A 24,362-nucleotide genomic window follows, 5' to 3' on the forward strand; every position below is an offset into this window, starting at 1 on the left:
ATCTACTTGCGCGGCTGGTGCTGCGCCGACTGCTTGGCGAAGAGCTTGCGGAAAACCGGGTAGATGTCGCCGGGCTTGGCGATCCGCGTCATCTGGAAATTGGGCCACTCGCCATTGACCGTGCGGTAGGCGCGCCAGAGCGAGGTGCCGTTGTCGGTGCGCGCGAAGATCTCGCTCTCGCGCTCGTCGATGATCTCCACATAGGCATAGTACTGGCAATACTTCATCGCCGCGCTCAGGAGGCTGACGCAGCGCTCCGAATCGCCGGAGATGTTGTCGCCGTCGGAAGCCTGGGCGGCATAGATGTTCCACTCGTTGGCCGGATAGCGCGCCGCAATCACGCGCAGCATCTCCTCGAGTGCCGTGGAGACCATCGTTCCGCCGCTCTGCGTGCTGTAGAAGAAGGTTTCCTCGTCCACCTCGTGCGCCTCGTCCGTATGCCGGATGAAGACGATGTCGATCCGTTCGTAGCGGCGCCTCAGAAACAGGTGCAGCAGCACGAAAAAGCGTTTGGCCAGGTCCTTCTCCCGCTCGCCCATCGAGGCGGAGACGTCCATCAGGCAGAACATCACCGCGTTGGCATTGGGCAGCGGTTGCTGTTCGAAGCGGTTGAAGCGGATATCGACCGTGTCGATGAAGGGAACTCGCCGCCGCCGCCGCTCCAGCCAGTCCAGTTCGGCCTGCAGCATGGCGAGCCTTTCCTTGGCCTCTGCACCCGGCTTTTTCTCAAGCTCTACGATTTCTGCGGCGAGCGCGTCGATCTCCGCCTGCTTCGGGCGGCGCAGTGCGATGCGGCGGCCGTGGCTGTTGCGCATCGTCTTGGCGACGTTGATGTTGGTGGGAGAACCGGTGACGGCGTAGCCCGCCCGCCGCGGCTTGAAGGTCAGGGTCTCCTTCAGCGACAGCTTGATCATATCGGGAAGTTCGAGGTCTTCGAAGAAGAGGTCGAGCACTTCGTCTTGCGATAGCGAGAACTGGAAGTCGTCCTCGTCCTCGCCCGTGCCCGCACCGCCCTTTCCGCCTCCGCCGCCCTGCGGCTTGCGCAGCCGGTCGCCCGGGGAAAACTCCTTGTTGCCGGGCAATACGCGTTCGCGGTCTCCGGTATCGCCCGCGGGCTGGAACGTCGGCTCCGAGACGCCGCGCGTCGGCATGGAAACGTTCTGCCCGCCGCCGACGTCGGCGATGCCGACCGACTTGATCTGCTCCTTCACCGCGCGCTTCAACTCTTCGCGCGCCCGTTTCAGAAAGCGCTGCCGGTTGCCGATACTCTTGTCTTTGGGATTGAGGCGCCGGTCGATGAAATTCGGCATGCTAAAGCCCCGGATGGTTGATATCGAGCGCACGCCCCGGCGACATTGCGCGTTCGGCATCGTCCGATGTCTTGCGCTCGAACCGTCTCGCTTCGCCGCGGCCGTACCTCAGGGTATGCCCTTCGACGAAAATCGCAACCATGGCCAATTCCTTCCGGGGCGATGGGACACTGACAACCGTCCGGGGGAGGGAGCCCCCGGGAGATACGCATCATCCGGCCTTGTTCACGCGCATGTACCAGTCGACGAGGCGCCGGACCTGCCGCTTGGTGTAGCCGCGCTCGATCATGCGGTGGATGAACTCGGCATGCTGCTTCTCGGTGGCGCTATCCTTCTTGGAGCCGAAGCTGATCACCGGAAGCAGGTCTTCAACCTGACCGAACATTCGCTTTTCGATCACCTCGCGAAGCTTCTCGTAGCTCGTCCAGGACGGGTTGCGGCCGCTGTTCTTCGCCCGCGCACGCAGCGTGAACTTGACCACCTCGTTGCGGAAGTCCTTCGGATTGGCGATACCGGCCGGCTTTTCGATCTGCGACAGCTCGCTGTCGAGGATCTGCCGGTTGAGGATCTGGCCGGTGTCGGGATCCTTGAAATCCTGGTCTTCCAGCCAAGCGTCGGCATAGGCGATGTAGCGATCGAACAGGTTCTGTCCATATTCGCTGTAGGATTCCAGATAGGCCTTCTGGATCTCATGGCCTATGAACTCCGCATAGCGGCTGGCAAGCTCGGAGCGAATGAAGTCCAGATAGGCAGCCTCGGTTTCCTTCGGATACTGCTCGCGCCGGATCGCCTGCTCGAGGATGTACATCAGGTGCACCGGATCGGCGGCCACTTCCTTGGTATCGTAGTTGAAGGTCTCCGACAGCACCTTGAAGGCGAAGCGGGTGCTGACCCCGGTCATGCCCTCGTCTACGCCGGCGGCGTCGCGATATTCCTGGACGGACTTCGCCTTGGGGTCGACGTCCTTCAGGTTCTCGCCGTCATAGACCCGCATCTTGGTGTAGAGCGAGGAATTCTCATGCGGGGCAAGCCGCGTCGAGACGGTGAAGCGGCTGAGCGTTTCCAGCACTTCCGGCGCGCAAGGATTCTTCGCAAGCTCGCTTTCGCGCAAAAGCTTCTCGTAGATCTGCCGTTCCTCGGTGACGCGCAGGCAGTAGGGGACCTTCACCACGAGGATGCGGTCGAGGAAGGCCTCGTTGTTCTTGTTGTTCTTGAACTGCAGCCATTCGGATTCGTTGGAGTGTGCCAGCACGATGCCCTGGTAGGGGAAGGCGCCGAAGTTTTCCGTACCGTTGTAGTTGCCTTCCTGGGTCGCCGTCAGCAGCGGATGCAGCACCTTGATCGGCGCCTTGAACATTTCGACGAATTCGAGAAGGCCCTGTGTCGTCCGGTTCAGGCCGCCCGAATACGAGTAGGCGTCCGGATCGGCCTGGCTGAAGTTTTCCAGTTGGCGGATATCGACCTTGCCGACCAGCGAGGAGACATCCTGATTATTCTCGTCTCCAGGCTCCGTCTTTGCGATCGCGATCTGTCGCAGCCGCGACGGCATCATCTTCACCACGCTGAACTTGGAGATGTCGCCGCCGACCTCGTCGAGCCGTTTCGCGGCCCAGGGAGAGATCAGTCCGGTGAGGCGTCGCCGGCTGATGCCGTACTTGTCTTCCAGCAGGTCGGCCATGCGTTCGGGGTGGAACAGGCCGAGCGGGCTTTCGAAGATCGGGCTGACCTTGCCGTCGACCATCAGCGTGTAGATCGGCCGAAGCTCCATCAGCTTCTTGAGCCGCTCGGCCAGAGACGACTTGCCGCCGCCGACCGGTCCGAGCAGGTATAGGATCTGCTTGCGCTCCTCCAGACCCTGCGCCGCATAGCGGAAATACCCGACGATACGCTCGATCGTGTCTTCCATCCCGTAGAATTCGGAGAAGGCCGGGTAGATCTTGATGGTTCGGTTGGAATAGATGCGCCCGAGCCGTTCGTCGGCGCTGGTATCGATCAGGGTAGGTTCGCCGATCGCTTCCACCATCCGTTCCTGGGCGGTGGCGTACATGCTTTTGTCATCTCGGCACGCTAACAGGTATTCCTGAAGAGACATCTCCTCGCGCGCCGTGCTGGAGTAAATCTCCGAGAAGAGATTGAAGACGTCGGACTCACCCCTTTGCATGTTCGTCTCCTAGGACAACCCGCTGAAGTCGGATGGAATCAGTGCCTGTGTAAACACTATACAGGAAAACGGATTTCATGGCTTAGTGTTCCCTTCACAATAATGAGCCAATGTGGCGATTTGTGTGATTGGAGGGCGCGCGCGAACCGCTCAGTCGCCTCAGTAAAGGCGAAGCCTTCGTGGCTTGGGAAGTTCTGGAACTTGAACCCAGGAAGAACGGCCATGAGCGCGAATGGAGCACATATCGAGCGCCATTGCCAATCACGTCCCTGAGATTGAACGCGCTGCAGCAAATTTTCTTTTGCAGCGCAGCGAACAATGACGGGGAAACCCGGTCGTCAGCACTCTCGTCGATCTTTCTTTATGTCGCGTACACGCGGCCGAATGCCTCGTTCCTGCTGGATGCCAAAGGGAGGTTTGCAGGCGCAGTCCCGCCCCAGGCATGCCCCGAAAGGGGGAACCATTGCCCGGACCCGTCGTTGACCTGTGGCAAGGAAGGAGAACAGTCTGATGCAGGAAGCAACGAACGATCACGAAGTCGAAAGGAGAGCGCTTGCCGTAGAGCGCGCCCTGATCCTTCTCATCGGCGATCTGGCGACCCGTGGCGTGGTTTCCACCGACGAGGCGGAAGTCGCCTTGCAGGTGATTGGGGGAAGTTCGCAGGCCTCGTCGGCCCGCACCTCGAGCGCCCTCATGCTGATGCGGCAGCTGCGCCGCCTGCGTGCGAATGACGGCGCGATCGCACCGGGCGCGGCGGGATGCTCGTCGCAAGAATCGTGAGATCGAAAAAATCCGATCGGGCCCTGCAGGGCTTCGATCGACATGTATGGAATTCAGAAGAGACGCCGCGGCAGCATGCGTGCCGCGGCGTTTCTTGTTCTGCCCATCGAGGGCGTCAGCCCTTTTTCGCCGCCCGCTTGCCAGCGCGTCCGGCCGGGATGGTCGAGGTGGTCGCCGATGCCGGGTCGCTCGCCGGGAAGGACCCCAGCAGGCCGGCTTCAAGCTCTTCCTCCAGCGCCTGGGTATCGCCGGCTTCCCGGGCGCTTCGCAGGACGCGCATCTTCTCGTCGTCCATTTCGGGGAGAGCGCCACTGGTGGCGGCGATATCGGCAAGAAGCGCGCGCGCCTCGTCGACGGCGTTCACCCGGTTGCGCCGTCCACCGCCGTCGCCGGTAAGCTGGACGCTGATGACTTCGCCGTGATCGCCCACGAACTCTACTGTGAAGGCACCTCGGCGGCCGGCTTCGGAATGAACCTGTGTTCCGACAATCTGCATGGCAATGATCCTCCGTTGGATATCGACATCCAAACGTCGCGTCGGACGCCAATGTTCCGGTGGCGCACATTCGCCCGCAGGCGATCCCGAAATCAGCCTCTGTGGAGCAGGCCGTAGGCCTCGTCGGCGATCACCTGTTCCTCGTCGGTCGCCATCACGTGGACGGCAATGCTGCTCTCCGGCGAGGAGATGAGGAGAGCGTTTTCCGCATTGGCCGCGTCGTCGAGCTTGAGACCGAGCCAGCCGAGCCGCCGGCAGACGCCCTCGCGCACCTTCGGCTGGTTTTCGCCGATCCCCGCGGTGAAGATCAGCGTCTCCAGCCCGCCGATGCTCATGGCAAGGCGGCCGATCTCGCCGGCAATACGGAAGACGAAGACGCCGATCGCCTGCCTTGCCTCCGCCCTGTCGTCGGTCAGCAGCTCGCGGCTGTCGGCGCTGATGCCGGAAATGCCGAGCAGGCCGCAGTCATGGTAGAGCATGTGTTCCACCTCTTTTGCGCTTTTGCCGCGCTCGTTGATCAGGTGAAGCAGCACGCCGGGATCGATGGCCCCGCAGCGGGTCGCCATCGGAACTCCGTCGAGCGTGGAAAAGCCCATGCTGGTGTCGCAGCTTCTGCCGTCGTCGAGCGCGCACAGGCTCGCGCCGCTGCCGAGATGGGCGACGACCACCCGGCCTTTCGCATCCTTCGGCGCGCGGCGGGCGAGTTCGCCGGCGATGAACTTGTAGGAAAGCCCGTGAAAGCCGTAGCGCCTGACACCTTCGTCATGCAGCGCGCGCGGTATCGCGAAGCGGCGGACGACGTCCGCGTTGGAGCGATGAAACGCCGTATCGAAGGAGGCGAACTGCGGCAGTTCCGGCTTCAGCAGGCGAATGGCGCGTATGGGCCGCAGGCTCTGCGGCTGGTGCAGGGGCGCCAGCGGGATCAGGTCTTCGATCCTGCTGATGGTGTCCTCGTCGAGCGGCACCGGCCCGTCGAACAGGTCCGCGCCGTGAACGACCCGGTGGCCGACGACGGCGACCCTTTGGACGTCGAAATGCCGGCTGAAAATGTCGAGCGCCTCGACGAGAATGTCGTGCAGGTCCTCGCTCACCTGCGCAGATAAGCTGGCGTCGAAGCTTGCCGATTCCGAGGCGAGGTGGAAGGTAGGCGGCCGCTTTCGCAGGTCGATCACCGCCTTGGCGATCCGGCGCGGATGCCCGTCGGACAGCTCGAACAGCCCGATCTTGATCGAAGACGATCCTGCGTTGAAGGTCAGAAGCAGGTCCTGGGTTGTGTGCTTGGTCATAGGCGCATCAATCCCGTCAACGGCTGCGGCCGGGCCGCGAGCTTGGCAAGGGCAGCCGAGGCGATCCGCGCCGTCAGCGGATCGGCCCGGCTGGTCAGCACGATCGGCACGCGCGCGCCAAGCACGAGGCCGGCCGCCGTGGCGCCGGCGAAATAGATCAGCTGCTTTGCCAGCATGTTTCCGGCTTCGAGATCCGGGACGAGCAGGATGTCGGCCTGCCCGGCGACGGCGGATACGATGCCTTTCGTGCGCGCGGCGTCGGGGCTGATGGCATTGTCGAAGGCGAGCGGCCCGTCGACGAGCGCGCCGGTGATCTGTCCGCGCGCCGCCATCACCGTCAGTGCGGCGGCGTCCAGCGTGGCGGGCATGGCCGGGTTCACCGTTTCCACGGCGGCCAGCACGGCCACCTTCGGCTCGGCCATGCCGAGCGCGCGCAGGAGATCGACCGCGTTCTGGCAGATGTCACGTTTCTGCTCCAGCGTCGGCTGTATGTTGATCGCAGCGTCGGTGACGATGAGCGGCTTCGGATAGGCGGGGACGTCCATGGCGTAGACGTGGCTGATGCGCCGCTCCGTGCGCAGTCCCCCGGTCGCCGAGACGACGGCGGCGAGAAGTTCGTCCGTGTGGAGACTGCCCTTGACGAGGACAGCGACCTTGCCGGCAGCGGCAAGTTCGACTGCGCGCGCGGCTGCTGCGTGGCTGTGCGGTGTGTGTTCGATCGGCATGCCGTCGAGCGAGACGTCGGCGAGTGCCGCCGCGCGGCGGATCTTTTCCTTCGGCCCCACCAGCAGCGGCTCGAGCAGGCCGGCGCGCCGGACTTCGATCGCACCGAGAATGGCCTCGGGCGAGCAGGGGTGAACGATGGCGGCGGGCAAGGCAGGCGTTTCAGCCGCAGCCCTGACGAACGCCTCGTAGCGGTCATGGCGGCGCAACGACACGTCGGGCAGCGTGGTGCGTGGCCACTCGATGCTTCGCTCCGGCGCGATCACGGTTGCCGTGCCCGAAAGAACCTGTTCACCCTTCTGGTTGGTGCAGGTGGTGTCGAGCACGACGATGCGCTTCGCCGGCCGCAGCTCCTTCACCGTGACGCTGGCAAGGATCGTGTCGCCGATCGAGGCGGGCTTGAGGAATTTGAGCTCCTGGCCGAGATACACCGTTCCGGGGCCGGGCAGCTTCGTGCCGAGCACCGCCGAGATCAGCGCGCCCGTCCACATGCCGTGTGCGACGATGTGCCCGAACATGTCGGTGCTGGCGAATGCCGCATCCAGATGCGCCGGATTGACGTCTCCAGAGACCATGGCGAAGAGGTCGATGTCGTCGCGGCCGACGACCCGCGTCAGCGACGCCGTATCTCCCGGGGAGATTTCATTGAATGCCCGGTTCCTGAGAAAACCGCCGGTCATATGCGCCTCCGAAATTTTATCCGCCGCAACCGCCCAAAGCAGGTTGCGAACGCAGGCGACGGCGATAACCGATTGCATTTGCATGGTTTCCGGAAGTTCCGGTATCGTTCGTCCGCGATAGTGCGGCACAACCTGCCTCGGCTCCTGGTTGCCGCAGAAATCGATTGCCACCATCAAACGCTATTCCTAGTATCGAAGCCGGTCAACCGACGTTGACCTTGATCAAGGCTGGAGAGAGCACCGCACAATAGGTCTTTTGCATCGCATGATTTGAAATTCAGGAGTTTCTGCAATGACGATCGTGAACGGGATGACGACAGGCCTTCTGGCGGCGGACGGGATTTGCCTGCCACAGCGTTCCGCCCGGAGCCGGGCTGCCCGTGCAACCTCTGCAGGTGCCGCCACAATGGGCTGCCCCGTCCGTCCGCCTCAATATCCCGCTCCCGTGCGCACGCCGCCGCCGCGCGTGCCTCCATCACGGCGATATCCGCCCGCTCGGGCCGCCTGAGCCGCTGTTCCCTTGAGGCCGCAGCGGATGTCCGGCTGCGGCTGCTCCAGCCAATAGCCCCGAGCAACGGGCATGACGTGAAGGATTCCGATTGATGACCAGGAAGGGTTGGATAGTCGCAGCGCTGGTGGTGGCTGTCGTTGCGGCGGGTGCCTATTACGGCTGGACCAGCCTCACCGCTTCGCGCCTTCCTGCGGGCATTGCGAGCGGCAACGGTCGCATCGAGGCCGTGGAGATCGACGTCTCCACCAAGATCGCCGGTCGTATTGCCGATATCCTCGTCGACGAAGGCGATTTCGTCGAAGCGGGGCAGGAGTTGGCGCGGATGGATACCGCCCAGCTGGACGCCCGGCGCCGTCAGGCGGAAGCGGAACTGGCGCGGGCAAAGATCGGCGTGGAGACGGCGGGAAGCCTGGTCAAGCAGCAGGAAGCTCAGAAGGAGGCCGCCGCCGCCCTGATCGCGCAGCGCGAGGCCGAACTGGATGCCGCGCTGACACGAAGGAACCGCTCCGAGCAGCTGTTGCGGACGAATACCGTCTCGCAGCAGGTTCTCGACGACGACCGGGCGAACTATCAGGCGGCGGTTGCAACGGTCGCTGCCGCCAAGGCGCAGCTCGCAGCGGCCGAGGCTGCCGTCAGCACGGCGCAGGCGCAGGTGGTGGACGCGAAGGCCGCAGTCGAGGCGGCCGAGGCCGCAATCGAGAGCATCGACGCCGACCTGAACGACAGCGTGCTGCGGTCGCCGCGCGCCGGACGCGTCCAGTACCGGGTCGCCCAGCCGGGCGAGGTGCTTTCCGCCGGCGGTCGCGTCCTGAACCTGGTCGACCTGACTGACGTCTACATGACCTTCTTCCTGCCGACGGAGCAGGCCGGCCGCGTCGCGCTCGGCAGCGAGGTCAGGCTCGTGCTGGACGCCATTCCGCAATACGTGATCCCGGCCAAGGCCACCTTCGTCGCCGACGTCGCCCAGTTCACTCCGAAGACGGTCGAGACGCAGGAAGAACGGCTGAAACTGATGTTCCGCATCAAGGCGAGGATCGAGCCGGAGCTTCTCAAGCGATACATCCGCCAGGTGAAGACCGGCTTGCCGGGCGTGGCCTATGTGAAGATCGCGCAGGATGCCGAGTGGCCTGCCGCGCTCGGAAACGTGGTGAAATGAGCGTCGCCGCGACGAAGGATGCGACAGCCAGCGCCGTCGTGCGTATCGAGGTTGTCGGCCTCTCCTACGGCAAGACACGCGCGCTGGACGGGATAACGCTGGATATTCCTTCCGGCTGCATGGTCGGCCTCATCGGCCCGGACGGCGTCGGCAAGTCGAGCCTGCTGTCGCTGATCGCCGGTGCCCGCGCCATGCAGCAGGGGCGCATCGAGGTGCTGGGCGGCGATATCGCGGATGCGCGCCATCGCCGCCTGACCTCGCCGCGCATCGCCTTCATGCCGCAGGGGCTGGGAAAAAACCTCTATCCGACGCTGTCGGTCTTCGAGAATGCCGATTTCTTCGGCGGCCTGTTTGGTCAGGGTGCACAGGAGCGGAAGGCCCGCATTGCCTCGCTTCTGAAGAGCACGGGGCTTGGCCCCTTTGAGGATCGACCCGCCGGCAAGCTTTCCGGGGGCATGAAGCAGAAGCTCGGCCTCTGCTGCGCGCTGATCCACGATCCCGACCTCCTGATCCTCGATGAGCCGACCACCGGCGTCGATCCCTTGTCGCGGCGTCAGTTCTGGGAGCTGATCGACAAGATCCGCGACGAGCGCACCGGCATGAGCGTGCTGGTCTCGACCGCCTACATGGAGGAGGCGGCACGCTTCGACTGGCTGGTGGCGATGGATGCGGGCCGGGTGCTGGCCACCGGCACGCCGGCCGAGCTTTTGGAACGGACCGGCACCTCCAATCTCGATGCCGCATTCGTAGCGCTGCTGCCGGAGGAAAGACGCCGCGGCCACGTCGAGCTGACGATCCCGCCGCGAAAGCCCGGCGCGGACGAGCAGATCGCCATCGAGGCCGAGCATCTGACCATGCGCTTCGGCGACTTCACCGCCGTCAGCGATGTCAGCTTTCGCATTCCGCGCGGCGAGATCTTCGGCTTCCTCGGCTCCAACGGCTGCGGCAAGACGACGACGATGAAGATGCTGACCGGCCTGCTGCCTGCCAGCGAAGGCACCGCACGGCTGTTCGGCAAGGCGGTGGATCCCAACGACATGGCCGTGCGCCAGCGCATCGGCTACATGTCTCAGGCATTTTCGCTCTATGGCGAACTCTCTGTCCGGCAGAACCTCGAACTGCACGCCCGCCTGTTCCAGATGCCGGCGGACGCGATCCCCGGGCGCGTTGCGGAAATGGCCGAGCGCTTCGAATTGACCGATGTGATGGATGCCATGCCGGACGCGCTGCCGCTCGGTATCCGCCAGCGGCTTTCGCTGGCCGTTGCGATGGTCCATTCGCCGGAAATCCTGATCCTCGACGAGCCGACATCCGGCGTCGACCCGGTCGCGCGCGACGGTTTCTGGGCGATCCTGGCCGACCTGTCGCGCAAGGACAACGTCACGATCTTCGTCTCGACCCACTTCATGAACGAGGCCGAACTGTGCGACCGCATCTCGCTGATGCACGCCGGCAAGGTGCTGGTCAGCGATACCCCTGCCAATATCGTCAAGTTGCGCAATGCGCAGACCCTGGAGCAGGCCTTCGTCGAATATCTCGAGGAGGCGATCGACGAGCCGCCGTCCGAGGCTGCAGCCGAACCGCCGCAGGCCGTGACGCCGGTGGCCGAGGCAGCAAAGGCCGAGGCGCGCGCGCGGCGCTTCTTCGATTTCGGCCGCATGTTCGCCTATACCAGGCGCGAGACGCTGGAATTGCAGCGCGACCCGATCCGCGCCACGCTAGCCCTGATTGGCAGCCTCGTCCTGATGTTCGTCATCGGCTACGGCATCAATCTCGACGTGGAGAACTTGTCTTTTTCGGTTCTCGACCGCGACGACACGACGATCAGCCGCGACTACACGCTGCAGATCGCAGGCTCCCGCTATTTCACCGAGAAGGCGCCGATCACCGACTACGAGGACATGGACCGGCGCATGCGCAATGGTGAACTCAGCCTTGCCATCGAAATCCCGCCGGGCTTCGGGCGCGACGTTGCCCGCGGTAACGATGCGCAGGTCAGCGCCTGGATCGACGGCGCCATGCCGACGCGTGCGGAGACGGTGCGCGGCTACGTGCAGGGCATGCACGCCAACTGGCTCAGCCAGAAGGCGCGCCAGCGCTACGGCGATGCCGCCGCCCAAGGCGATTACCAGCTGGAAATCCGCTACCGCTACAATCCCGATGTGCAGAGCCTGATCGCGATCGTTCCCGCCGTCATGCCGATCCTGCTCTTGATGATCCCGTCCATGCTGACGGTTCTCAGCATCGTGCGCGAAAAGGAACTGGGGTCGATCATCAATTTCTACGTGACGCCGGTGACGCGTTTCGAGTTCCTGCTGGGCAAGCAGATCCCCTATATCGTGCTCGCCGCGCTCAATGTCGTTCTGCTGACGGCCTTTGCCATATTCGTCTTTCGCGTGCCCTTCACCGGTAGCTTCCTGGTATTCGGCACGGCGGCACTCCTCTATGTCGTCGTCACGACCAGCATGGGGCTGGTGATCTCCACCTTCATCAACAGCCAGATCGCGGCGATCTTCGGCACGGCGCTGATCACGCTGGTTCCGGCGGTGCAGTATTCCGGCATGATCGACCCGGTCTCGTCGCTGCGCGGCTTCGGCGCCATCGTCGGCAACATCCTGCCGACCACCTATTTCATCACCATCTCGCGCGGCTCGTTCTCGAAGGCCCTCGATTTTGCCGATCTCGGCGCAGCCTTCGTTCCGCTGCTGATCGCCGTCCCCGTGCTCTTCGGCCTCGGCGTGGCGCTCCTCAAGAAGCAGGCGACGTGACATGCGGCTAGCCAACGTTTTCCAGCTGGGCGTCAAGGAACTGCGCGGGCTCATGCGTGACCCCGTGCTGCTGATCCTCATCCTCTATTCGTTCTCGCTGTCGATCTATTCCGCCTCCAACGCCACGCCGGACACGCTGAACCACGCGGCCATCGCGATCGTCGACGAAGACGAATCGCCGATCTCCTCGCGCATCATCACCGCTTTCTATCCGCCCTATTTCTCGGTGCCGAAGTTGATCACCCAGGCGGAGATGGACAGCCGCATGGACGCCGGGCTCGATACCTTCGCGCTCGATATCCCGCCGAATTTCCAGCGCGACCTCCTGGCCGGAAAGTCGCCGGCGATCCAGCTCAACGTCGACGCCACCCGCATGTCGCAGGCGTTCAGCGGCGGCGGCTATGTCCAGTCGATCGTATCGGGCGAGATCGACGAATATCTCAACCGTTACCGCGGCGAGACGAGCCTGCCTGTCGAACTCGTGCTGCGCGCCCGCTTCAATCCGCAGCTCGACAAGGGCTGGTTCATGCCGATTTCCAACGTGATCACGGCGATCACCATGCTGGCGATCGTGCTGACGGGGGCAGCCCTCATTCGCGAGCGCGAGCACGGCACGATAGAGCATCTTCTGGTCATGCCGGTCACCCCGACCGAGATCATGGTCAGCAAGATCTGGTCGATGGGAGCCGTCGTTCTCGTCGCCTCGGGCCTCTCACTGGCGATCGTCGTGCAGGGAATCCTGCGTGTTCCGATCGAGGGATCGCTGGCGCTCTTTCTTGCCGGGACGGCACTGCAGCTCTTTGCCACCACCTGCATGGGCATCTTCCTTGCGACCGTGGCCGGCTCCATGCCGCAGTTCGGCCTGCTGCTGATGCTCGTGCTTCTGCCCTTGCAGGTCCTCTCCGGCGCGCTGACGCCGCGCGAAAGCATGCCCGAATTCATCCAGACGCTGATGTTCGCAGCCCCCAACACCCACTTCGTCATCCTCGCCCAGGCGATCCTGTTTCGCGGGGCGGGGCTCTCTGTCGTCTGGCCGCAGTTCCTGGCGCTGACGGCGATCGGCGCGGTCTTCTTCTATATTTCATTGCGCCGGTTCCGCCAGTTCCTGCGCTAGGGTTAGCGGCCGCTGCCCGTTCGCATATAGTTGCCATTCAAGGAGATATCCGATGACACCGAAAACGACCGAAGCGCACAGGCAGAGGCCGGATGCGGCGGAAATCGCCCTGATCGACCGATACTGGCGGGCTGCGAACTATCTCTCCGTCGGGCAGATCTACCTGCTCGACAATCCGCTCCTGCGCGAGCCGCTGCAGCCCGAGCACATCAAGCCGCGGCTGCTCGGCCATTGGGGCACGACGCCGGGGCTGAACTTCATCTACGCGCACCTGAACCGCGTCATTCGCGCGCGCGACGCCGATGTGATCTACGTCTGCGGCCCCGGCCACGGCGGACCGGGCATGGTCGCCAACACCTATCTGGAGGGAACCTACAGCGAGGTCTATCCCGCGATCGGCGAGGATGCGGAAGGTCTGCAGAAGCTGTTCAAGCAGTTCTCCTTCCCCGGCGGCGTGCCGAGCCACGTGGCTCCGGAGACGCCGGGTTCCATCCATGAGGGCGGCGAGCTCGGCTATGCGCTGGTCCACGCATATGGTGCCGCATTCGACAATCCCGATCTCGTCGTCGCCTGCGTGGTCGGCGATGGTGAGGCGGAGACCGGTCCGCTCGCCACCAGCTGGCAGTCGCACAAGTTCCTCAATGCCGCCCGCGACGGCGCGGTACTGCCGATCCTGCACCTGAACGGGTACAAGATCGCCAATCCCACCGTTCTCGCCCGCATGAGCGACGAGGACCTGCGCAGCCTGTTTTCGGGCTACGGCTACCATCCCTATTTCGTCGAAGGCCACGAGCCGGCGAAGATGCACGCCCGCATGGCGGAGGTGCTGGATGAGGTGTTCGATGTGATCGCCGAAATCCAGGCGAAGGCGCGATCCGGCGATGCGGGGCACGGTTGCCCGCGCTGGCCGATGATCGTGCTGCGCAGCCCCAAGGGCTGGACCGGGCCGAAGGAAGTGGACGGCCTAAAGGTGGAGGATTTCTGGCGTTCGCACCAGGTGCCCGTTTCCAATTGCCGCGGCGATGCCGGCCATCGAAAGATCCTTGAGGAATGGATGCAGAGCTATGCTCCGCACGACCTTTTCGACGAGGCGGGCCGGCTCAGACCGGAGCTGCGGGCGCTGGCGCCGGAGGGACGACGCCGCATGGGCGCCAACCCGCATGCGAATGGCGGCCTGCTACGACGCACGCTCGAGGTGCCCGACATCTGCGACTATGCCGTCGCCGTCGAAAGCCCCGGCCGCGATCTCGGGCAATCGACCAAGGTGCTCGGCAGCTATCTGCGCGACGTCATGCGGCTGAACGCGAAATATTCGAACTTTCGCGTGTTCGGCCCCGACGAGACCGAATCCAACCGTCTGGGCGACGTATTCCAGGCGACCGACCGCGTCTGGATGGAGGACATCCAGCCCTACGACGTCCACCTTTCGCCCGACGGCCGTGTGATGGAGGTGCTGAGCGAGCATCTGTGCCAGGGCTGGCTGGAAGGCTACCTGCTGACCGGCCGGCACGGCTTCTTCTCCTGCTACGAGGCCTTCATCCACATCGTCGATTCGATGTTCAACCAGCACGCCAAGTGGCTGCAGGTCTCGCGCGAGTTGCCCTGGCGCAAGCCCGTCTCGTCGCTGAACTATCTTCTGACCTCGCATGTCTGGCGGCAGGATCACAACGGCCTCAGCCACCAGGATCCGGGCTTCATCGATCTGGTCGCCAACAAGAAGGCCGACATCGTCCGCATCTATCTGCCGCCCGATGCCAATACGCTGTTGTGGGTCGGCGACCATTGCCTGAAGACTTACGACCGCATCAACGTCATCGTCGCCGGAAAGCAGCCCGAGCCGCAATGGCTGACGATGGAGGAGGCCGTCCGGCACTGCGAGGCGGGCATGGGCAGATGGGATTGGGCCAGCAACGAGGGCGAAGACGAGCCGGACGTCGTCATGGCCTGCGCCGGCGATGTTCCGACGATGGAGACCCTCGCGGCCGTGGATCTCTTGCGCGAGCATATTCCCGACCTGAAGATCCGGGTCGTCAACGTCGTCGATCTTCTGGCGCTGCAGCCGCAGTACCGTCATCCGCACGGGCTGGACGATGAGGCTTTTGACGCGCTGTTCACGAAGAACCGGCCGGTGGTGTTCGCCTATCACGGCTATCCCTACCTGATCCATCGCCTGACCTACAAGCGAAGGAACCACGACAACATCCACGTGCATGGCTTCCTCGACGAAGGGACGACGACCACGCCCTTCGACATGACCGTGATGAACGAGCTGGACCGCTATCACCTCGCCCTTGCCGCCATTAAATGGGTGCCGGGCCTGGAGGTGCGCGCTTCCGAGGTGGTCGCCGAACTGCAGGGCAAGCTCGACGCGCATCATCATTACGTGCGCGCCTACGGCGAGGACATGCCTGAAATCCGCGACTGGACCTGGTCGCGCTGAAAACGCCTTCCCCGCAATTGGCAATCGGTTGCGGGGCGCAACGGGAGGAAACGGGCGCAGGAGCAGGCGGAGCCGTTCGCTTCGATCGCCGTTCGCCTGGAGCGCCGGGCAGGGGCGCCGGGCAGGGGCGTCAGGCTGGGAAGCCAGGCAAATACGTCAGTCACAAGGCCGGTGGAACGCACGCCTTTGAAGTAGTCACCGCCGCGTTCCCCGCTTGACATCGCAGCGCGGCTGCGTGACGACCGGTGCCGTCGAATTCTCCTCCCGCCTTTCGAAGGACTCCCCGAAAATGCCCGGTCCCTATGTTGTTCCCGTCCACGGTGATGCCGATCTGCCGAAGGAGGTCGATGTCGTCGTCATCGGCGGCGGTATCATCGGAACGTCCACCGCGCTGGAGCTTTCCGAACGCGGCCTGCGTGTCGCGCTGTGCGAGAAGGGCGGGATCGCGCAGGAGCAGTCGAGCCGCAACTGGGGCTGGGTCCGCATCGCCTGCCGCGACCCGCGCGAGGTGGCGCTGATGGCGGAGTCCCTGCGCATCTGGGACACGCTTAATGAACGCACCGGCCGCGACACCGGCTTCAAGCGGGCGGGCATCATCTTCACCTCGTCGAACGAGAAGGAGTTCGACGACCACAGCCGCTGGATCCGGAACCTCGACGGCTACGACATCGAGGCGCGCATGCTGAGCGGCGGCGAATTCCGGGAGATGTATCCGGGCACGACGATGAACCTGAAGGGCGCGCTCTATACGCCCACCGATGCCCGCGCCGAGCCGCAGAAGGCAGCACCAGCAATCGCCGAGGCGGCCCGGGCCAACGGGGCGGCGATCCTGACCGAATGTGCGGTGCGCGGCATCGAGACGGCCGCCGGTGCCGTGTCCGGGGTCGTTACCGAGCGCGGCACCATCGCCTGCAAGGCGGTGGTGCTTGCGGGCGGCGCCTGGTCGAGCCTGTTTGCCGGCACGCTGGGCATCCACCTGCCGCAATTGAAGGTGCTGAACTCGGTCCTGCGCACCACGCCGCTCGACGGTGCGCCGGAGCAGACGATGTGGGCCTCCGGCTTCGCTTTCCGCAAGCGCCAGGACGGCGGCTATACGGTGGCCTCCGGTCACGAGAACATCGTCGACATCGTGCCGAAGTCCTTCCGCTTCGCGTTCGATTTTCTGCCCGCGCTGAAGATGCAATGGCGGTCGCTGAAGTTTCGCGCCGGCTGGCGCTTTCTCGATGAGGCGCGCATCGCCAACCGCTGGGCGCTGGACGAGCCGAGCCCGTTCGAATATTGCCGCGTGCTCGATCCGGTTCCGTCCAGGAGGATGGCGGACAATGCGCTTGCGAGCCTGCGCCGCGCCTTCCCTGTCTTCGAGAGGGCGCAGGTTGCCCAGCGCTGGGGCGGCCTGATGGACGTCACGCCCGATGCGGTTCCCGTGATCTCCGCGGTCGACCGCATTCCCGGTTTCCATATCGCGACGGGTTTTTCCGGCCATGGCTTCGGTATCGGCCCAGGAGCGGGCCGGCTCATGGCCGACATCGTCACCGGCGCAACGCCGGTGGTGGATCCGAGGGATTTCCGCCTTTCGCGTTTCACCGACGGCTCGAAGATCGAGCTGATCAGCGGCTTCTGAGACTTGCGGACACTATCAGCTCTTCAAGGCGATCCGGATGCGATCATAGCAGCTGCAGCTTCTTGAATGCAGCTGCTGCCGGTCGCGCACGGTGACGCGGCCGCGGTTGTAGCTGATCGCGCCGGCTTCCATCAGTTCCGTGCAGACGACGTTGACGGTCGCGCGCCGCAGCGCCAGAAGCTTCGACATCGCCTCCTGCGTGATGTGGAACTGGTCGCCGGCCACGCGGTCATGCGTCTGGAGCAGCCAGCGCGAGACCCTTTGCTCGGCGGTATGGAGGCTGTTGCAGGCGGCCGATTCCATGAGCTGCACGATGAGCGAACGCACATAGCGAAGGATGGCGGGGCGCAGATCGTGGAAGCGGTCCAGTGCCGTCCGGAAGTCTTCGACCGGCAGCCAGAGCGCCTTGCCCGGCACCTGGACGACCGATTTGCCGAGCGCACGGTCTCCTTCCAGAACGAAGGCGAGCCCGAGGAGACCTTCCGGTCCCAGCGTAGCCTTCTCCACGTTCTTGTCACCGGTCACGTCAGTAACGAAGGAGATGACGCCTTCGACAGGGAAGACGGCATGGCTCATCGCCTCTTCTTCGCGGAAGATGACGTCTCCGGTTTCCAGGGGACGCATTTCCCCGCACTCGAGCATGAATTCTCGAGCGTCTGGATGCAGCGAGGATAGAACCTTGTTGCCGCAAAAATTGTCGGAATTGTTACTGTCAGTCAAGGAACACCCCAGTATGTTCCGGGAAACTTGTAGCATATCCAGCGAATTTTTAAACGCTCATTTACCGTTCATTAGGTATCTTCTGGCCGATATCGACATGGAGTTTCGGCATAAGGTTAACGTCCCGCTGGCCGTTAATCATGGGGAAAGCTGAAGAAGACTTAAGTCAAATTGCGTATGTCGGTCTGAATATTGCAATAAAATGAAGTGGTGCGCATATCCCGCTCACGCTGTGGCACGCAGCCAGTCTTCCATTCCGCGCGCAGCGGCGCGGCCGCTGGCAAGGCATGCGGTCAGCAGATAGCCGCCGGTGGGGGCTTCCCAGTCGATCATTTCGCCGGCCACGAACACGCCGGGCATCGCCTTGAGCATGAAACTTGCGTCGATACCGGCCCATTCGACGCCGCCGGCCGACGAGATCGCCTCGGCGATCGGGCGGGGACGCAGAACCGGGATCGGCAACGCCTTGACCAGGGCGGCGAGCTCTTCCGGCCCGCGGCGACCGGCCTCCGGGGCGATTTCCCGCAGCAGCGCCGCCTTGACGCCCGAAAGCCCGGCTCCCTTGCGCAGGCGATTGGTGAAGCTGGCCTTCGTCCCCAGTCGGGCGAAATCGCGCGCAAGCTTGTCGATGCCGCGGCCGGGCGCCAGGTCGATGACGAGGTTCGCTGTGCCGCCTGCCGCGAGCCGGTCGCGCAATGCAGCCGCATGGGCATAGACCAGGCTGCCTTCGATGCCATGTCGCGAAATCACGAACTCGCCGGGCACGCTGCCGGCATCCGAGGTGGCGGTGACGGATTTGAGCGGCTCGCCTGCGAAGCGGGTCGCAAAGGCCTCCGACCAATCGACGTCGAAACCGCAATTGGCCGGTCGGAACGGCGCCACAGCAACTGCGCGTTCGACGAGCATATCCACCCAGGCCGCATCCGAGCCAAGTCGCGGCCAGCTCGCTCCGCCGAGCGAAAGCAAGGTTGCGCGGCTTTTGACCGTCACCTTCCCGTCCGGCGTGTCGAAGACGAGCGCGTCGCCTTCGAAGCCGATGAAGCGGTGCCGGGTGAAAATGGTTGCACCCTGCGCCTCGAGCCGGCGCAGCCATGCCCGAAGAAGAGGGGAGGCCTTCATCGCTGTCGGAAAGACGCGCCCTGACGTGCCGACGAAGGTGTCAATGCCGAGGGCTGTGCACCAGTCCTGCACGGCCTGCGGCGGAAACGCGTCGAGTGCTGCGCGCAGGTGTGGCGACGCCGCCCCGAAGCGCCCGGAGAAGAATGCGAAGGGTTCGGAATGGGTGATGTTAAGCCCCGACTTGCCGGCAAGCAGGAATTTCCTGGCGACGGTCGGCATCGCCTCGTACACGGTGACCGCGCGGCCGGCCGCCGACAGGACCTCCGCCGCCATCAGCCCGGCCGGCCCGCCGCCGACGATCGCGATTTCCACTTCCTGCATGCGTCTGCCAGCCGGTTTTGCGTTCTTCGGTCTTCTCTTTTGCGCGGGCGGCGCGCCGGCGCAAGGGCGGCGATGAAAATCGCGTTCATGCCTACGGCCTGTGGACATGCGCCTAGTGCATTGGCAGGGGACTGGCGATTGGATAGCGTCGCGGCAAAGAAGAGGAGCAGATCCCATGACAGACCGCGCGCCACCCGATCTGCTTGTGATCCTGCGCATAGACTTTCCCGAAACGGACCGTCTCGGCCGCGGCAAGATGATGCTGCTGGAGAAGATAAGGGAAACCGGGTCGATCTCGGCTGCCGGGCGGGCGATGGACATGTCCTATCGCCGCGCGTGGCTGCTGGTCGATGCGATGAACCGCATGTTTGCCTCGCCGGTGGTGGAATCGCAGCGCGGCGGCAAGCAGGGCGGCGGCGCGGCCATCACGGTCTTCGGCGAGGCACTTCTGGCCCGCTTCCGCGCCATGGAGCAAAGGGCTCGGGAAGCGCTGGCACCGGACCTTGAATGGCTGGAGGCCAACCGCGCCAAGGGTCCGCAGGACAAGGGCTGACTCAACGGGGATCCAGCGCGACCGTCTTGATGACCGCAAAGACCGGCTTGCCGGGCTGCAGGTCGAGCCGTTCCACCGAGAGGCCGGTGATGCGGGCGTGGACGACGTCCCCGCCGCAATCGACCCGCACGGTGACCATTCCATCGCTGTCTTCCACGATCGTCTCGATCCTGCCATCGAGGATGTTGAGCGCGCTGAGGCCGCTCGGTCTCTCAATCGCCAGCATGACGTCGCGGGCGGGAATATGGACGCGCACGGGCGCGCCTTCGGCAACGTCGCTGTTGGGCACGTGCAGGACATTACTTTGCAGTTGCACCGTGGCCAGCCGGTGCGGCGGGTCGAACGACGCAGTCACGCCGGAAAGCACGCTGCCCATCTCGCGGCGGTCCATGCCCGAGTTCATGGCGGGTGCGCTGAGCACATCGGAGACGCGACCCGTCGCCACAACCCGCCCGTCACGCATGAGGACGACGCGGTCGGCAAGCCTTGCGACTTCGTGCACGGCATGGCTGACATAGACGATCGGCACTTTCGTTTCGTCGCGCAGCCGTTCCAGGTAGGGGAGGATCTCGGCCTTGCGCTCCTCGTCGAGTGCAGCCAGCGGCTCGTCCATCAAGAGCAGGCGAGGGGCGGAGAGCAGGGCGCGGCCGATCGCGACGCGCTGACGCTCGCCGCCGGAGAGATTGGCCGGACGGCGGTCCAGCAGGTGGCCGATGCCGAGCAGTTCGATCACGCGATCCTGGCTGTCTGAAACCGCATCGCGGGGCGCGAACCAGCGGCCATAGGCGAGGTTGCCGCGCACGGTGAAATGGGGAAACAGCCGCGCTTCCTGGAATACGTAGCCGAAACGCCGCCTGTGCTTGGGCACGAAGATGTCGCGACTTGTGTCGACCAGCACGTCGCCGTCCAGCACGATCCGTCCCTCGTCGGGGCGGATCAGCCCGGCGATCGCCCGGATCAGCGAGGTCTTGCCGGAGCCGGAACGGCCGAAGAGCGCAGTGACCCCGCCGTCGGAGGCGAAGCCTGCATCGAGGCGGAAGTCGCCTAGTCGGTGGCGGACATCGACCAGCAGCGTCATTCGAAGTTCACCCGCTTGCCCAGCGCCTGCGCCATGAATTCGGAGGCGAGCAGCGCGGCCATGGAAATGACGATGGCGACGATCGTCAGCCGCATTGCGCCCATGTCGCCGCCTGGCACCTGCGTGAAGGTGTAGATTGCAGCCGACAGCGTCTGCGTTTCGCCGGGAATGTTGGAGACGAAGGTGATCGTCGCGCCGAATTCACCCATCGCCTTGGCGAAGGAGAGGATCATGCCGGCAATCACGCCGGGCAGGATCAGCGGAAAGGTGACGGTGAGGAAGACCCAGGCCGGGTTCGCGCCCAGCGTGCCGGCGGCGTCCTCGAGCTTGCGGTCGACGGCGTCGAGCGAGAGGCGGATGGAGCGCACGAGCAGCGGAAAGCCCATCACCGCGCAGGCAAGGGCCGCCCCCGTCCAGCGAAACGAGAAGACGATGCCGAAATGCTGGTCGAGAAACGCCCCGATCGGCCCCTTTCTCCCGAACAGGATCAGGAGCAGGAAACCGGTGACGACGGGCGGCAGGATCAGCGGCAGGTGGACGATGCCGTTCAGGATCGACTTGCCCCAGAAGCGGCCGCGCGACAGCGCCAGCGCGACGAGGATGCCGAACGGAAGGCTTGCGGCGACCGCAACGGTGGAGACGAGCAGGCTGAGCCGGATTGCCGTCCATTCTTCTTCGCTCAACGTAAACCAGTCCAATTCGGGCAACTCACATTTTCGATCGCAACGAACGCGGCAGGCCATCAGGGCGCGACGGGCCCGGGAAATCCGGACAATGGCATGAAATCGATCGCGATCAATAGCTTGAGGAAGATCCGCCGCGCGCCGGCAAGCGGTGCGCGGCGCGCGGCGGCAGTAGGATGCTATTTCAGGACGGTGAAGCCCTGTTCGGTGAAGAACGGCGCAGCCTTGTCCGACGTCAGGTAGTCGAGATAGGCGCCGGCACCGGCGTTTTCGGATTCTGAGAGAACGGCGATCGGGTAGACGATCGGCGGGTGGCTATCCTCCGGGAAGGTGCCGACGACGGACACGCCCGGATCGGCGGCGGCATCGGTCGCGTAGACGATGCCGTAGGGCGCTTCGCCGCGGGAGACGAGCGCGAGTGCGGCGCGCACGCTTTCCGCGCCCGCCACCTTGCCTTCGATGGAGGGCCAGATCCCGAGCTTCTCGAGTGCCGCCTTGCCATATTTGCCGGCCGGAACGGAATCGACCGCGCCCATGGCAAGCTTGCCGTCACCGACGAGGGCTGCAAGGTCGAGGCCTTCCTTGATTTCCACCCGCTTGGCGGCATCCTTCGGTGCGACCAGAACGATGCGATTGCCGAGGAAGTTGGAGCGCGTGCCGTCCCTGATCAGCTTCTTCCCGGCGACATAGTCCATCCAGGCGAGGTCGGCGGAGATGAAGACGTCGGCGGGCGCTCCTGCCTCGATCTGCTTGGCCAGCGCCGAACTCGCGGCATAAGAGACCGTCGTTTCCTTGCCGCTCTCCTTGGTCCAGGCCGCATTGGCGGCGTCGAGCGCGTTCTTCAGGCTGGCGGCGGCAAAGACGGTGACCTTGTCCTGCGCCATGGCCGGCGCGCCGATGGCTGCGACGCCAAGCCAGGCGACTGCGAGCGAGGCTGCAGCAAATCCCAGCCAGGGACGACGTTTGATGCTCATATCCCTCTCCGTGGTGCGCGAGATATTCCAATGAATATAGCGCCGTGCCGAGAATGGCTAGTGCTATATTTTTGCATATACAACGCTTGTGCGCGGACGCAGAGCGGGCGAAAGTGACGCCTGCGCGGAAGCGCAGGCAGCGCCTATTTTGGCAAAGGCAGGGAGCAGGGGATGGTGCGCGAAAACGAGATCCGCGAGAACGAAGTCGCCGTGACGCCGCCGGAGCCGGTCGATGCGGGCCTGGTGTTCATCGGGCGCATCCATACGCCGTGGGATCAACGGCTGCTGTGCCCGCGTCAGGGGCGGGCCGACGGTCCGCTCTGCCGCATCGAGATTTTCGAACCCTGGGCTCAGGCCCTGCGCGGCGTCGAGGCCTTCGAGCGGCTGGAGGTGCTTTACTGGCTGGACCGTGCGAGGCGCGACCTCGTGCTGCAGAGCCCCGCCAGCAACGGCAAGGTGCACGGCACGTTCTCGCTCCGCTCGCCCGTGCGACCGAACCCGATCGGGACCTCCATCGTTCAGCTCGACCGGGTGGAGGGCAACGTCCTGTTCGTGCGCGGGCTCGACTGCCTGGACGGAACGCCGCTGCTCGATCTGAAGCCGGATCGTTCGCTGTTCAAGCCGATCGCGGCGCCGCAGCCGGGCGACGATGAGACGGGCGAAAAGGCGGCGTACTGCCAGAAGGCCTGACGCGCCACGGCTTTTGCTGCAAGGCCGGGATCAGTCGACCGCGACCATCGCGTCCGATGCGTTGATGGCCATATTGGCGGGTTCTCCGGCCTTCAGGCGGAGCTCGTCGGCACACCTTCGGCGATCGCCGCGGTCACATCTGCGCCGACATGCCGCCATCGACCGTCAGCGTGATCCCGTTGACGAAGCTCGCCGCAGGCGAGGCCAGGAACAGCGCCGCAGGCGCCAGCTCTTCCGGTCGCCCCCAGCGCTTCAGCGGAATGCGCACGTTCACGAACGCCTGCACCTGCGGGTCCTCCGACAGCGCCCGGTTCGGATCGGTCACGAACCATCCGGGCGCGATCGCGTTCACCGTCAGGTTGTTGGCGCCGAACTCGACCGCGAGCGAGCGGGTGAGCGCTTCCAGCCCGCCCTTGGAGGCGGTGTAGGCCGGGTCCGGCGCGCGGGCGATGCGGGCGGCGATCGAGGTGATGAAGACCAGTCGGCCGGCCTGCGAGCGCTGCAACAGCGGCAGGGCGGCCCGCGCCAGCCGATAGGCAGCGGTGAGATTGACGTCCAGAAGCGAGGCGAAAGCCGCACCGTCCAGCTCTTGCGTCGGGCGCCGGTCGCGGATGCTGGCGGCATGGACCACGACGTCGAGTCCGCCGAGGCTTTCGCTGGCGCGCCGGACGGCCGTCTCGGGCTCCAGGGAAAGGTCGGCGGCAAGCGCTTCCGCAGCAAAGCCTTCGTTCCTCAACGTGGCGCAATGCGCCTCGAGCGTGACCTCTTCCCGACCGTTCAGTACGACCCGTTCGCCGGCGCGCGCGAAGGCGCGCGCGATCTCAAGCCCCATGCCGCGCGTTGCACCCGTCACGAGCACGCGTCTGCTTTCCTTGGTCATTGGCTGTCCTTGCGGTTGCATCCCCTGATTGCCCGGTTCTCCTTAGCGCCTGCCGACATCGATTTGAAGGCTGGTGTTGGAGGGACGGGCTTGGGTGGCGACCGGGGGGTGGCGATCGGGGAGGCGGCTACTGCTCGTTCGACATGCGCGACGGCGTCGAGAGCAATTCGCCCTCGGGCGGCTGCTTGTCGCCGCCGACGCCGGATATACGTTGAAGGAAGACGATGCTCATGATCGATCCGATCATCAGGATGAGCACGACCAGCAGTATCCTTGCCGACATGAAGCTTCCTTTCGT

General features: G+C 64.5%; 21 protein-coding genes. 8 read left to right on the plus strand and 13 right to left on the minus strand.

Translation table 11 applies throughout. The features are described 5' to 3' along the window. Positions 1 to 2 precede the first annotated feature (2 nt). The 3 genes from HV823_RS12875 to HV823_RS12885 form a co-directional block, all read right to left on the minus strand. Positions 3 to 1,310, minus strand: coding sequence for a YeaH/YhbH family protein (locus tag HV823_RS12875; protein ID WP_176950128.1), 1,308 nt, complete (start codon positions 1,308 to 1,310; stop codon positions 3 to 5). A gap of 1 nt (position 1,311) precedes the next feature. Next, on the minus strand, positions 1,312 to 1,452 hold the full coding sequence (locus HV823_RS12880; RefSeq protein ID WP_176950129.1) for a hypothetical protein: 141 nt from the start codon (positions 1,450 to 1,452) through the stop codon (positions 1,312 to 1,314). 69 nt (positions 1,453 to 1,521) lie between these two features. Continuing rightward, entirely contained in the window at positions 1,522 to 3,471 is a 1,950-nt protein-coding gene (locus HV823_RS12885) for a PrkA family serine protein kinase (protein WP_176950130.1), read from the minus strand. A 510-nt stretch (positions 3,472 to 3,981) separates the two neighbouring features. On the opposite strand from HV823_RS12885, the gene HV823_RS12890 reads away from it, so the two are divergent. Continuing rightward, positions 3,982 to 4,251 (plus strand): hypothetical protein, encoded by a 270-nt coding sequence (locus HV823_RS12890; RefSeq protein WP_176950131.1) that lies wholly within the window; start codon positions 3,982 to 3,984, stop codon positions 4,249 to 4,251. 115 nt (positions 4,252 to 4,366) lie between these two features. Here the strand turns inward: HV823_RS12890 and HV823_RS12895 are convergent, their stop codons facing one another. The 3 genes from HV823_RS12895 to HV823_RS12905 form a co-directional block, all read right to left on the minus strand. Next, positions 4,367 to 4,747 carry a hypothetical protein gene (locus HV823_RS12895; protein WP_176950132.1) on the minus strand — a complete coding sequence of 127 codons (381 nt, stop codon included), beginning with the start codon at positions 4,745 to 4,747 and terminating at the stop codon, positions 4,367 to 4,369. Between the two features lie 92 nt (positions 4,748 to 4,839). Next, entirely contained in the window at positions 4,840 to 6,033 is a 1,194-nt protein-coding gene (locus HV823_RS12900; protein WP_176950133.1) for an acetate/propionate family kinase, read from the minus strand. Then, positions 6,030 to 7,436, minus strand: a complete 1,407-nt coding sequence (locus HV823_RS12905; RefSeq protein WP_176950345.1) for a bifunctional enoyl-CoA hydratase/phosphate acetyltransferase — start codon at positions 7,434 to 7,436, stop codon at positions 6,030 to 6,032. Before HV823_RS12905 ends, HV823_RS12900 begins: the two co-directional genes overlap by 4 nt. A 602-nt stretch (positions 7,437 to 8,038) precedes the next feature. On the opposite strand from HV823_RS12905, the gene HV823_RS12910 reads away from it, so the two are divergent. The 5 genes from HV823_RS12910 (at position 8,039) to HV823_RS12930 (ending at position 17,046) form a co-directional block, all read left to right on the plus strand. Beyond that, positions 8,039 to 9,103: an HlyD family secretion protein gene (locus tag HV823_RS12910; RefSeq protein ID WP_176950134.1), complete on the plus strand. Its 1,065-nt coding sequence runs from the start codon at positions 8,039 to 8,041 to the stop codon at positions 9,101 to 9,103. Beyond that, on the plus strand, positions 9,100 to 11,871 hold the full coding sequence (gene rbbA / locus HV823_RS12915) for a ribosome-associated ATPase/putative transporter RbbA (protein ID WP_176950135.1): 2,772 nt from the start codon (positions 9,100 to 9,102) through the stop codon (positions 11,869 to 11,871). The genes HV823_RS12910 and rbbA overlap by 4 nt, the downstream gene beginning before the upstream one ends. A gap of 1 nt (position 11,872) precedes the next feature. After that, positions 11,873 to 12,985 (plus strand): ABC transporter permease, encoded by a 1,113-nt coding sequence (locus HV823_RS12920; protein WP_176950136.1) that lies wholly within the window; start codon positions 11,873 to 11,875, stop codon positions 12,983 to 12,985. A 52-nt stretch (positions 12,986 to 13,037) separates the two neighbouring features. Continuing rightward, a complete protein-coding gene (locus HV823_RS12925; RefSeq protein ID WP_176950137.1) occupies positions 13,038 to 15,425 on the plus strand; it encodes a phosphoketolase family protein in 2,388 nt (795 codons plus the stop codon). A 289-nt stretch (positions 15,426 to 15,714) separates the two neighbouring features. After that, positions 15,715 to 17,046 carry an NAD(P)/FAD-dependent oxidoreductase gene (locus HV823_RS12930; protein WP_176950138.1) on the plus strand — a complete coding sequence of 444 codons (1,332 nt, stop codon included), beginning with the start codon at positions 15,715 to 15,717 and terminating at the stop codon, positions 17,044 to 17,046. A gap of 15 nt (positions 17,047 to 17,061) precedes the next feature. Here the strand turns inward: HV823_RS12930 and HV823_RS12935 are convergent, their stop codons facing one another. Beyond that, the gene (locus HV823_RS12935) at positions 17,062 to 17,766 is read right to left on the minus strand and encodes a Crp/Fnr family transcriptional regulator (protein ID WP_176950139.1); all 705 of its coding nucleotides are present in this window, start codon (positions 17,764 to 17,766) and stop codon (positions 17,062 to 17,064) included. A gap of 225 nt (positions 17,767 to 17,991) precedes the next feature. Next, the gene (locus tag HV823_RS12940) at positions 17,992 to 19,206 is read right to left on the minus strand and encodes a TIGR03862 family flavoprotein (protein WP_176950140.1); all 1,215 of its coding nucleotides are present in this window, start codon (positions 19,204 to 19,206) and stop codon (positions 17,992 to 17,994) included. A 175-nt stretch (positions 19,207 to 19,381) separates the two neighbouring features. On the opposite strand from HV823_RS12940, the gene HV823_RS12945 reads away from it, so the two are divergent. Then, positions 19,382 to 19,759 (plus strand): winged helix-turn-helix domain-containing protein, encoded by a 378-nt coding sequence (locus tag HV823_RS12945; RefSeq protein ID WP_210270779.1) that lies wholly within the window; start codon positions 19,382 to 19,384, stop codon positions 19,757 to 19,759. 1 nt (position 19,760) lies between these two features. Here the strand turns inward: HV823_RS12945 and modC are convergent, their stop codons facing one another. The 3 genes from modC to modA all read right to left on the minus strand — a co-directional run bounded on the left by modC (position 19,761) and on the right by modA (position 22,494). Then, entirely contained in the window at positions 19,761 to 20,837 is a 1,077-nt protein-coding gene (gene modC / locus HV823_RS12950; protein WP_176950142.1) for a molybdenum ABC transporter ATP-binding protein, read from the minus strand. Beyond that, complete coding sequence (modB, locus tag HV823_RS12955; RefSeq protein ID WP_176950143.1) at positions 20,834 to 21,580, minus strand: molybdate ABC transporter permease subunit; 747 nt, start codon at positions 21,578 to 21,580, stop codon at positions 20,834 to 20,836. Before modB ends, modC begins: the two co-directional genes overlap by 4 nt. Positions 21,581 to 21,699: 119 nt before the next feature. Further along, positions 21,700 to 22,494, minus strand: a complete 795-nt coding sequence (modA, locus tag HV823_RS12960) for a molybdate ABC transporter substrate-binding protein (protein ID WP_176950144.1) — start codon at positions 22,492 to 22,494, stop codon at positions 21,700 to 21,702. A 171-nt stretch (positions 22,495 to 22,665) separates the two neighbouring features. On the opposite strand from modA, the gene tsaA reads away from it, so the two are divergent. After that, positions 22,666 to 23,184, plus strand: coding sequence for a tRNA (N6-threonylcarbamoyladenosine(37)-N6)-methyltransferase TrmO (gene tsaA / locus HV823_RS12965; RefSeq protein WP_176950145.1), 519 nt, complete (start codon positions 22,666 to 22,668; stop codon positions 23,182 to 23,184). A gap of 133 nt (positions 23,185 to 23,317) precedes the next feature. On the opposite strand, the gene HV823_RS12970 is transcribed toward tsaA, so the two are convergent. Further along, positions 23,318 to 24,064: an SDR family oxidoreductase gene (locus HV823_RS12970; protein WP_176950146.1), complete on the minus strand. Its 747-nt coding sequence runs from the start codon at positions 24,062 to 24,064 to the stop codon at positions 23,318 to 23,320. Between the two features lie 127 nt (positions 24,065 to 24,191). Continuing rightward, on the minus strand, positions 24,192 to 24,347 hold the full coding sequence (locus HV823_RS12975) for a hypothetical protein (protein WP_176950147.1): 156 nt from the start codon (positions 24,345 to 24,347) through the stop codon (positions 24,192 to 24,194). Positions 24,348 to 24,362 lie beyond the last annotated feature (15 nt).

Origin of the sequence: Mycoplana rhizolycopersici (assembly GCF_013378445.1) — a bacterium.
GTDB classification, from domain to species: Bacteria; Pseudomonadota; Alphaproteobacteria; order Rhizobiales; family Rhizobiaceae; genus Mycoplana; species Mycoplana rhizolycopersici.

What these genes read in the sequence shown, in the direction of transcription:
- HV823_RS12875 (WP_176950128.1), bottom strand. Translation starts at nt 1,310, where the DNA reads ATGCCGAATTTCATCGACCGGCGCCTCAATCCCAAAGACAAGAGTATC.
- HV823_RS12880 (WP_176950129.1), bottom strand. Translation starts at nt 1,452, where the DNA reads ATGGTTGCGATTTTCGTCGAAGGGCATACCCTGAGGTACGGCCGCGGC.
- HV823_RS12885 (WP_176950130.1), bottom strand. Translation starts at nt 3,471, where the DNA reads ATGCAAAGGGGTGAGTCCGACGTCTTCAATCTCTTCTCGGAGATTTAC.
- HV823_RS12890 (WP_176950131.1), top strand. Translation starts at nt 3,982, where the DNA reads ATGCAGGAAGCAACGAACGATCACGAAGTCGAAAGGAGAGCGCTTGCC.
- HV823_RS12895 (WP_176950132.1), bottom strand. Translation starts at nt 4,747, where the DNA reads ATGCAGATTGTCGGAACACAGGTTCATTCCGAAGCCGGCCGCCGAGGT.
- HV823_RS12900 (WP_176950133.1), bottom strand. Translation starts at nt 6,033, where the DNA reads ATGACCAAGCACACAACCCAGGACCTGCTTCTGACCTTCAACGCAGGA.
- HV823_RS12905 (WP_176950345.1), bottom strand. Translation starts at nt 7,436, where the DNA reads ATGACCGGCGGTTTTCTCAGGAACCGGGCATTCAATGAAATCTCCCCG.
- HV823_RS12910 (WP_176950134.1), top strand. Translation starts at nt 8,039, where the DNA reads ATGACCAGGAAGGGTTGGATAGTCGCAGCGCTGGTGGTGGCTGTCGTT.
- rbbA (WP_176950135.1), top strand. Translation starts at nt 9,100, where the DNA reads ATGAGCGTCGCCGCGACGAAGGATGCGACAGCCAGCGCCGTCGTGCGT.
- HV823_RS12920 (WP_176950136.1), top strand. Translation starts at nt 11,873, where the DNA reads ATGCGGCTAGCCAACGTTTTCCAGCTGGGCGTCAAGGAACTGCGCGGG.
- HV823_RS12925 (WP_176950137.1), top strand. Translation starts at nt 13,038, where the DNA reads ATGACACCGAAAACGACCGAAGCGCACAGGCAGAGGCCGGATGCGGCG.
- HV823_RS12930 (WP_176950138.1), top strand. Translation starts at nt 15,715, where the DNA reads ATGCCCGGTCCCTATGTTGTTCCCGTCCACGGTGATGCCGATCTGCCG.
- HV823_RS12940 (WP_176950140.1), bottom strand. Translation starts at nt 19,206, where the DNA reads ATGCAGGAAGTGGAAATCGCGATCGTCGGCGGCGGGCCGGCCGGGCTG.
- HV823_RS12945 (WP_210270779.1), top strand. Translation starts at nt 19,382, where the DNA reads ATGACAGACCGCGCGCCACCCGATCTGCTTGTGATCCTGCGCATAGAC.
- modC (WP_176950142.1), bottom strand. Translation starts at nt 20,837, where the DNA reads ATGACGCTGCTGGTCGATGTCCGCCACCGACTAGGCGACTTCCGCCTC.
- modB (WP_176950143.1), bottom strand. Translation starts at nt 21,580, where the DNA reads ATGGCCTGCCGCGTTCGTTGCGATCGAAAATGTGAGTTGCCCGAATTG.
- modA (WP_176950144.1), bottom strand. Translation starts at nt 22,494, where the DNA reads ATGAGCATCAAACGTCGTCCCTGGCTGGGATTTGCTGCAGCCTCGCTC.
- tsaA (WP_176950145.1), top strand. Translation starts at nt 22,666, where the DNA reads ATGGTGCGCGAAAACGAGATCCGCGAGAACGAAGTCGCCGTGACGCCG.
- HV823_RS12970 (WP_176950146.1), bottom strand. Translation starts at nt 24,064, where the DNA reads ATGACCAAGGAAAGCAGACGCGTGCTCGTGACGGGTGCAACGCGCGGC.
- HV823_RS12975 (WP_176950147.1), bottom strand. Translation starts at nt 24,347, where the DNA reads ATGTCGGCAAGGATACTGCTGGTCGTGCTCATCCTGATGATCGGATCG.